8 protein-coding genes are annotated in these 6,462 nt (G+C 54.8%); 3 read left to right on the top strand and 5 right to left on the bottom strand.

Annotation, left to right across the window (positions count from 1 at the left end):
- Window positions 1-46 precede the first annotated feature (46 nt).
- Both ACI9KD_RS16585 and ACI9KD_RS16580 read right to left on the bottom strand, forming a co-directional pair.
- Window positions 47-292: an aldehyde dehydrogenase family protein gene (locus ACI9KD_RS16585; protein WP_414982280.1), complete on the bottom strand. Its 246-nt coding sequence runs from the start codon at window positions 290-292 to the stop codon at window positions 47-49.
- A 79-nt stretch (window positions 293-371) separates the two neighbouring features.
- Window positions 372-728, bottom strand: coding sequence for a cupin domain-containing protein (locus ACI9KD_RS16580; protein WP_414982279.1), 357 nt, complete (start codon window positions 726-728; stop codon window positions 372-374).
- A gap of 211 nt (window positions 729-939) precedes the next feature.
- On the opposite strand from ACI9KD_RS16580, the gene ACI9KD_RS16575 reads away from it, so the two are divergent.
- The gene (locus ACI9KD_RS16575; RefSeq protein WP_414982278.1) at window positions 940-1,389 is read left to right on the top strand and encodes a hypothetical protein; all 450 of its coding nucleotides are present in this window, start codon (window positions 940-942) and stop codon (window positions 1,387-1,389) included.
- Window positions 1,390-1,415: 26 nt separating this feature from the next.
- Here ACI9KD_RS16575 and ACI9KD_RS16570 read toward each other — a convergent pair whose 3' ends face one another.
- Together ACI9KD_RS16570 and ACI9KD_RS16565 are read right to left on the bottom strand one after the other, a co-directional pair.
- Window positions 1,416-1,943, bottom strand: a complete 528-nt coding sequence (locus ACI9KD_RS16570; protein WP_414982277.1) for a hypothetical protein — start codon at window positions 1,941-1,943, stop codon at window positions 1,416-1,418.
- Entirely contained in the window at window positions 1,940-2,848 is a 909-nt protein-coding gene (locus tag ACI9KD_RS16565; RefSeq protein ID WP_414982276.1) for a metal-dependent hydrolase, read from the bottom strand. Before ACI9KD_RS16565 ends, ACI9KD_RS16570 begins: the two co-directional genes overlap by 4 nt.
- A gap of 76 nt (window positions 2,849-2,924) precedes the next feature.
- On the opposite strand from ACI9KD_RS16565, the gene ACI9KD_RS16560 reads away from it, so the two are divergent.
- Window positions 2,925-3,569: a TetR/AcrR family transcriptional regulator gene (locus ACI9KD_RS16560; RefSeq protein WP_414982275.1), complete on the top strand. Its 645-nt coding sequence runs from the start codon at window positions 2,925-2,927 to the stop codon at window positions 3,567-3,569.
- A 130-nt stretch (window positions 3,570-3,699) separates the two neighbouring features.
- On the top strand, window positions 3,700-4,596 hold the full coding sequence (locus ACI9KD_RS16555) for an alpha/beta fold hydrolase (protein WP_414982274.1): 897 nt from the start codon (window positions 3,700-3,702) through the stop codon (window positions 4,594-4,596).
- A gap of 65 nt (window positions 4,597-4,661) precedes the next feature.
- Here ACI9KD_RS16555 and ACI9KD_RS16550 read toward each other — a convergent pair whose 3' ends face one another.
- Window positions 4,662-6,107, bottom strand: coding sequence for an amidohydrolase (locus tag ACI9KD_RS16550; RefSeq protein WP_414982273.1), 1,446 nt, complete (start codon window positions 6,105-6,107; stop codon window positions 4,662-4,664).
- Window positions 6,108-6,462 lie beyond the last annotated feature (355 nt).

The following is a 6,462-nucleotide window of genomic DNA, read 5'->3' as shown; positions in this document are numbered from 1 at the left end:
GGGTTTAGCTGCTGCCATGCGTCCTGCCAGATCATCGTGATGCTCCTTAAGGAGAGCCTGGTAGCGCATCATGAGGCGCGCGCTCGGAAGCGGGTGTCTCCCGCCAGGTTTCGAACGCCGCTTTGGCGCTCGCCACTGCGAGTTCCACCTCGTCAGCTGTGGCGAAGGTGACATCGCCTAGTGATTTCTGCGTTGCTGGATTTTTTACAGGCAGCGTTTGCTCGCCCTGGCTCTCCAGCCAGTCGCCGTTGATGAGAAGCGGTGCTTTAAGCAGTGTCGACTGAATACTCATGTCCCGATCCCTTGTCCCTATTGATTTAAATGCCGAATCAAAAGGCGCGGCTTGCTGGCCTGTGACAAGCTGTCGTCTTCTAGCGCTTGTAGGTGAGGTAGGCCTTGCGCACCGTTTCGATGACTTCCCAGGTGCCACGACTGTTGTCATCGAAATACAACGTGTCACCCGCTTTGATCTCGATAGTTTCGCCATCTTCTGGATGAAAGCGGGCATGGCCCGCAACAAATGAGCTGATCTCCGCATCCATGATTTGTCGCGTCCAGACTCCGGGCGTGCATTCCCAAATACCCGCCTCGGAACCGTCTGCATTTTCGTTGATAACAAGCCCCCGAAGCTGGGATGTCTGCTCTGACAAGGGCAGCTCTACCGGACCCCATTCATCGAGTTGTGAGGACGGAATTTCCGCGACACCGATAATCTGTTTTATAGCCATTTTTGCTCTCAGCTGACGTCTTTGCGTTCATCCTAGGGAAATTCCCGCGCCGCGGGCGCATCGCGTATAGGCTCGAAAATGCCTGTCGCCGCGGGCTTGTCGGGGCAGCTTAGTAGACTGACCGTTGCCTATAGGCGCGGTTGACGTGCAGCGGTCGAAGGCTGTTGAATGAGGTCAGTACATTGATTTCTGCGCGTCTTAGGAGTGTGTTATGCGTCGTCTTTTACTCGGCTCTTCCGTTCTTGCTGTTGTACTGGGCAGTGGTTCTTTATGGGCTCAGGAGGCAAGTGACCCTGATACCTGGTATCGCACTGTCTATGCGCCCCTGTGGGGCAATACGCCCGCAGCAGACGCCGAAAAGTTGCTGCTTCATTACTCGTCCACGATCACTACTCACAATGACGATGGCACGGTGACCGCTGACGAACGCCGCGCATGGCTTGTGGAGCCTATGGCGGGTTGGACTGAGGAGGGGTGGTTGCGGGCTGAGCTCTTGAGTTTGGAAACTCAAGATATCAACGCCAGCACCGCGAGTTTTGTTGCGCAGTGGAAGGATCACTACAGGAGTGGTGATACCGAAGTGTCCTGCGGTTGGTATCTCGCCGATTTGACCGGCGGGCAGTGGATTATTACTGCTTATGCCGACACGCAGTGCAACTGATTCCCTGACTAGCTAACGGCTGGCGCTTAGGACTCAGCCGAAGACGCCTGCCTTAGATACCGCCAAACACCCAGCACCGCCAGCGCAAACATAATGTGTACGGCCATGATTGGCGGCCATCCAAAGAGGTAGATCACATCGTTAGCCAGACTTGACGTAAAGGGGCCTCCACCAAAGGCCAGTCCCCGCGTGCCAAAAAAAGCGTTCGCCATCGCAGGCAGTGTGAATAGCCATGTTGCCACTAGCGTTGTCCAGAAGAGCCAGCAAAACTGTTTTCCAGAGAGCCTCATAAACTGCCCGCCAAACGCTATGGCCATAAGCAGCAGGCCCTGGGTGATGGCTTCCATATGGCCCATACGATAAGCGCGGGAGTCACCCGGAACCTGTACATCGATCTGCACAGGTAGGGGCCACAGCACAATCTCTTGTAGCAGATTAAAAAACCATGCCCAGCCAAACAAAATACCCACGACAAATAAGCCCAGGCCATTGAGAAAAAATAACGCCTGCATTCTGGGAGTGATCCCGCTCAGCGTGGGAGCCGCACCGTTCATGAGTTCACTCCCTGTGCTTCGCCTGCCGGTACCGCTTCGCTGAGCCGCCGGGTATCCAGTTGTGCCATGTTCTCTGTTCCTGTGTCGAATACTGCGGCCCATGCAATACCCCAATCCGGGTCTTTGACGCTCTGGGGGTGATAACCCGGGCGAAGAATGCGCAACCACTTGGGCGCGATATTGCCCAGCACTCGACCGAGTACCTTGAGCAAACGCCAGCGACTGGAGGTTGATTTCCAGAGACCGTCTTCTTTGAGAAGTGCGCGATAGCCCTGGCCGGTTCGCCAGAAAATATGCGACGTAGCGTAGACCAAGCCTACAATTCGCCAAAAGTAGCTACCGTAAAGATGATCGAAAACGTCGAAGGCGACGTTCTTGTGCTCTATCTCTTCGACAAAGTGCCAAAGAATCAGTGACGCCACGGCAGAGTCGCTATGGCCGAACAAATACTCCCGATCTTCAATGAGCATCTCTCCGATGGCCAGGGCCATGGACTCAAATCCCTCTGCGTACGCGAGGTTAAACTTCAGCGAGCGCTTTGATTCAAGTTTCGCGTAGTCATCGGCCAGTCTCTGTTCCAGAAAAGCTACCGTTGTGTAGCCTTTGTCAGAGAGAGTGTCGTTGAACTCCTTGTGGCGACGGTAATGCGTTGCCTCCTGCTTAATATACTTATCGAGCTCCGCTTCCAGTGCCGCATCCTTGATGAGCGGCCGTGCCTTGCGCATAGACTTGATGAGGTAAGGCTCAAGATAGGGCATTGCCAGGGAGGCAGAATTCACGATGTGCGCAAACTCGGGCTTGTCCGTATTCCAGCTCTGACTTCGCGGTAAAAATTCAAACGGCATATTGCGAACGGTCATGCGCTCTTCGCCAGTACCGAGGGCCGCGTTTGATGCATTAATCATGGGGTATACCGCTTGCTATCAGAAACTCAATAAAATAGAGTATTCCCTCTATTTATGAATTAGTCAAGCTGGGGCCATGTCCAAGGTAAAGACCAACAACCGCACGCGAATCCTTGCTAGCTGCCGTGCATTGATGAATAAGGAAGGTGCTCAAGCCATCGGTACGACGCGCCTCTGCGAAGTCCTTGAGATCAGCCCGGGTAACTTGTATTACCACTTCAAGAACAAGGAAGAGATCGTTCGGGCCTTGTTCGCTGAGCTTGAAACTGACCTTCGAGTCGCGTTTGGAGAAGAGCCTCCGTCTAGTCTGACGCCAAAGGTTTTTGCGGATTTCTATATTAAGACCCTCGATGTGGCCCACGAGAATCGATTTTTCTTCAGCGGTCTGCTGCACCTGATACGACAAGACGATGTGTTGGCGACAGACTATTTGTCTTTGCAGGACTGGGCTCTGGACGCTCTGGCAGCCGTTGCCGAACAGGCCGCTAAGGAAGGTCATCTCAAAATTCCCAATAGCAAAAAGCGCTATCGCTCCATTGCAATCAATACCTGGTTAATCTGGAGTAACTGGGTGCGATATCTGGAGATTTCAAAGCAGGGAGACGCCATTAGCCGCGCCGATATGGTGCTGGGTATTGAGCAGATATTTGACGTTCTGTCCGGCTATTTGGAGCCGGGCTACGAAAGTGCTGTGCGACGCCATCTCAAGGTGGTGCGCTAAGCCAGCCGATGAGTCCGGACCGCAAGAAGTCGTGTCTTTGCTCTTGGCGATAAGATCGAACTTTGTTTGCGCTTTTGCTATCCGTTAGGATCGCTGAACGTGTTGACCCAATACAGTGAGCCCGAGATCTGTGAGTAGCCAAAAATCAATTAAGTTGTCCAACGGGCCACTGCAGTTTAGCGCTGTGGAATGTGGTGACGGTCCTATCGTCATATTGCTGCATGGTTTCCCCGACACCCTGCTGACCTGGAGCGCGCAACTGGAGTTCCTCGCCGCGAATGGCTATCGCGCGATCGCGGTGTCCATGCGTGGCTATGAGCCGGAATCGCAGCCTGACGATGGGGATTACTCCGCTGCGGCATTGTCCGGCGACGTGGTGGCGTGGATTGAGCAATTGGGAAACGAGCCGGTACATGTCGTGGGGCATGACTGGGGCGCCTCTATCGCCTATGGCGTTGCCATGGCCGTGCCTGATCGAGTGTTGAGTCTGACGGCGCTCGCCGTTCCCCATGCAGGACGTTTTTTGGCCGAGATACACCGGCATCCCCGGCAGTTGCTTCTTTCCTGGTACATGTTTTTCTTTCAACTTCCGGGGATTGCAGATTACGTAGTGCGGCGCAACAACTTTGGCTTCTTGCGTCGATTATGGCGAAGCTGGAGTCCGGGTTGGTCATTCTCTGAGCAAGAGTTCGGTGACGTTATCGAGGCCTTCAGCCAGCCTCGCGTCGTTGAGAGCAGTCTCGGTTACTACCGAGCTGCCATCGGCCTGCACTCTTTGTCGTCAGGTCGCTCTGCGCGAGAGCAGACCGCCTGGCCTATTAATGTGCCCACATTGGGTATTACGGGTACCCAGGAGGGCTGCATTGCCGCCGAGGTGTTCACGAGCATGATGAGAGAGGATGATTTTCCTGCGGGTCTAAAGGTAGTTGAAGTGCCTGAAGCGGGCCACTTTCCCCATAGGGAGCGGCCCGATTTTGTGAACGAGCTGTTGCTTAGCTGGCTCGATACTCACGACTCTGGGGGTTGAACCTACGGGCCGCGCAAAAAAACGTCCAGCCACTGAGTGGTCTGGACGTTTTTTTGCGCGATGGCTTACTGCTTAAAGTCCAGAGGTGGTGGTCCTGGGGGCAGAATGCCTTCGTATTTGTAATCACCTTTGCGTTCCTTGAACTCTTCCTTGATGGACTTTATGAGATCAGGGTTTTCATAGAGGTCGATCATGGTCATGGCCAGGGCCTTTGATGCGTACACAAGACCTTTGTGTCCAATGGACATACCGCCAGTGGCAACCACAGCCCAGGAGTGCCAGGGCACATCCTTTGGAGCGATGGGGGCACTGAGGCTGATTGTGGGAACCACAAAGCTCACATCGCCCACATCCGTTGAGCCCCCGGGCGGATTTTTCTCGGTGTCCCTAAAGGGACGTACTTCGGCATCCATGCCGACTTGGGGTTTCTCCGTGGCCTCTTGTATGGCTTTTGCGTAGCGCTCTTCCTTTGTGGTGTAAGTAATCGGGCCTAGAGTTTCCAAGTTTGCCTGCAGTGTTGCACCGCCGGTTCGATTGACCAGTATTTCGTGTACGCCGGAGATCAGTGTCACTTTGTAGCCGACGTCGGCAAGGATCGCGGCTCCCTCGGCCATCTCTTTGACGCGCTCGTAGACCGGGGTCATACCGTCGCGGCTGCGATCGCGTACCCGCACCCAAATCTTGGCGTAGTCAGGGACCACGTTGACCACCTTGCCCGCATCCATGATGTGATAGTGAATACGTACCGTTGGCTTGATGTGCTCGCGATAGGCGTTAATGCCGTGGGCATACAGCTCCAGCGCGTCGCTAGCAGAACGGCCGTTCCAGGGATCTCCTGCGGCATGTGCAGCCTGGCCATCGAATTCCACGAGAAAGTCTACGAGTGATTGACTGCTCTGGGCCGAGGCTTCGATCTTGTCGCCGGGATGCCAGTCCATCATTACATCCACACCGTCAAAGGCTCCGGCACGGATCATCCATAGCTTGCCAAAGAACTTTTCTTCTGCAGGTGTACCGTAGTAACGAATTGTTCCGGATATCTCGCCGGCCTCAAGACGTTCTTTGACCGCGATTGCAGCGCCGAGAGAGGCGGCACCAAAAACGTTGTGTCCACAACCATGCCCGGGCGCGCCCTCTTCCAGAGGTGAGCGATTGGGCACAGAGGCCTGAGACAAACCCGGGAGTGCGTCGAACTCCCCCATGATGCCTATTACGGGTTTGCCACTACCGTATTCTGCGATAAACGCAGTCGGGATTCCTCCGATGCCGGTTTCTACTCGAAATCCATGCTTTTTTGCGTGTTGGATAAGTGCGGCTGCTGATTGAGTTTCCTTGAAAGCGATTTCTGCATGCCCCCAGATCTCATCGCTCAAGGCGGTCAGGGCACTTTCCTGGCTATCGACAGAAGCAATGATTTTGGCCTTGAGCGCATCTTCATTCGCGGCAAGGCTCGCAGAGGACGCTGCGACCAGCAGTGCGCTGGCAATACTATGCAGTAGTACTTTTCTCATTATGAATGGGTCCTGTATCCGGATAAGCAACGCTCAAGCTAGCGCAAGCGGCGAGCGAAGGCTAGAGGGCCAGTGAGGATATCTGGGCGGGTTGCAAAAAAAGTTTGATCGCGGATTTCAGGGATTGTCTTTCTTGGCGCTCGACTTCGTAGACGTTCTGGGCGGTGCGTCCCCGCTTTACTCGAGCTGCTCGCGCATCTCCATCGGCGTCAGAGTATTAAACAACGCGCTCGACGGACGCTCGAGCAAAGCGGCGCCGAACCGCCACACGTCGTCAGGACATGTTACATCCGCCACAACGCCTGGATGTAGCACTGATAAGGCGAGGCGGGCGGCGGTCCTTTGAGCGTCCGTC

This window comes from Congregibacter sp., from assembly GCF_047617445.1.
GTDB lineage: Bacteria > Pseudomonadota > Gammaproteobacteria > Pseudomonadales > Halieaceae > Congregibacter.
Note: the sequence above shows the minus strand (reverse complement) of the source record. Positions and strands in the feature narration are given on the sequence as shown.

Bases quoted from the DNA above. Each gene is read 5' to 3' on its own strand.
- ACI9KD_RS16575 (WP_414982278.1), top strand. From the start codon at position 940: ATGCGTCGTCTTTTACTCGGCTCTTCCGTTCTTGCTGTTGTACTGGGC.
- ACI9KD_RS16585 (WP_414982280.1), bottom strand. From the start codon at position 292: ATGAGTATTCAGTCGACACTGCTTAAAGCACCGCTTCTCATCAACGGC.
- ACI9KD_RS16580 (WP_414982279.1), bottom strand. From the start codon at position 728: ATGGCTATAAAACAGATTATCGGTGTCGCGGAAATTCCGTCCTCACAA.
- ACI9KD_RS16570 (WP_414982277.1), bottom strand. From the start codon at position 1,943: ATGAACGGTGCGGCTCCCACGCTGAGCGGGATCACTCCCAGAATGCAG.
- ACI9KD_RS16565 (WP_414982276.1), bottom strand. From the start codon at position 2,848: ATGATTAATGCATCAAACGCGGCCCTCGGTACTGGCGAAGAGCGCATG.
- ACI9KD_RS16550 (WP_414982273.1), bottom strand. From the start codon at position 6,107: ATGAGAAAAGTACTACTGCATAGTATTGCCAGCGCACTGCTGGTCGCA.
- ACI9KD_RS16560 (WP_414982275.1), top strand. From the start codon at position 2,925: ATGTCCAAGGTAAAGACCAACAACCGCACGCGAATCCTTGCTAGCTGC.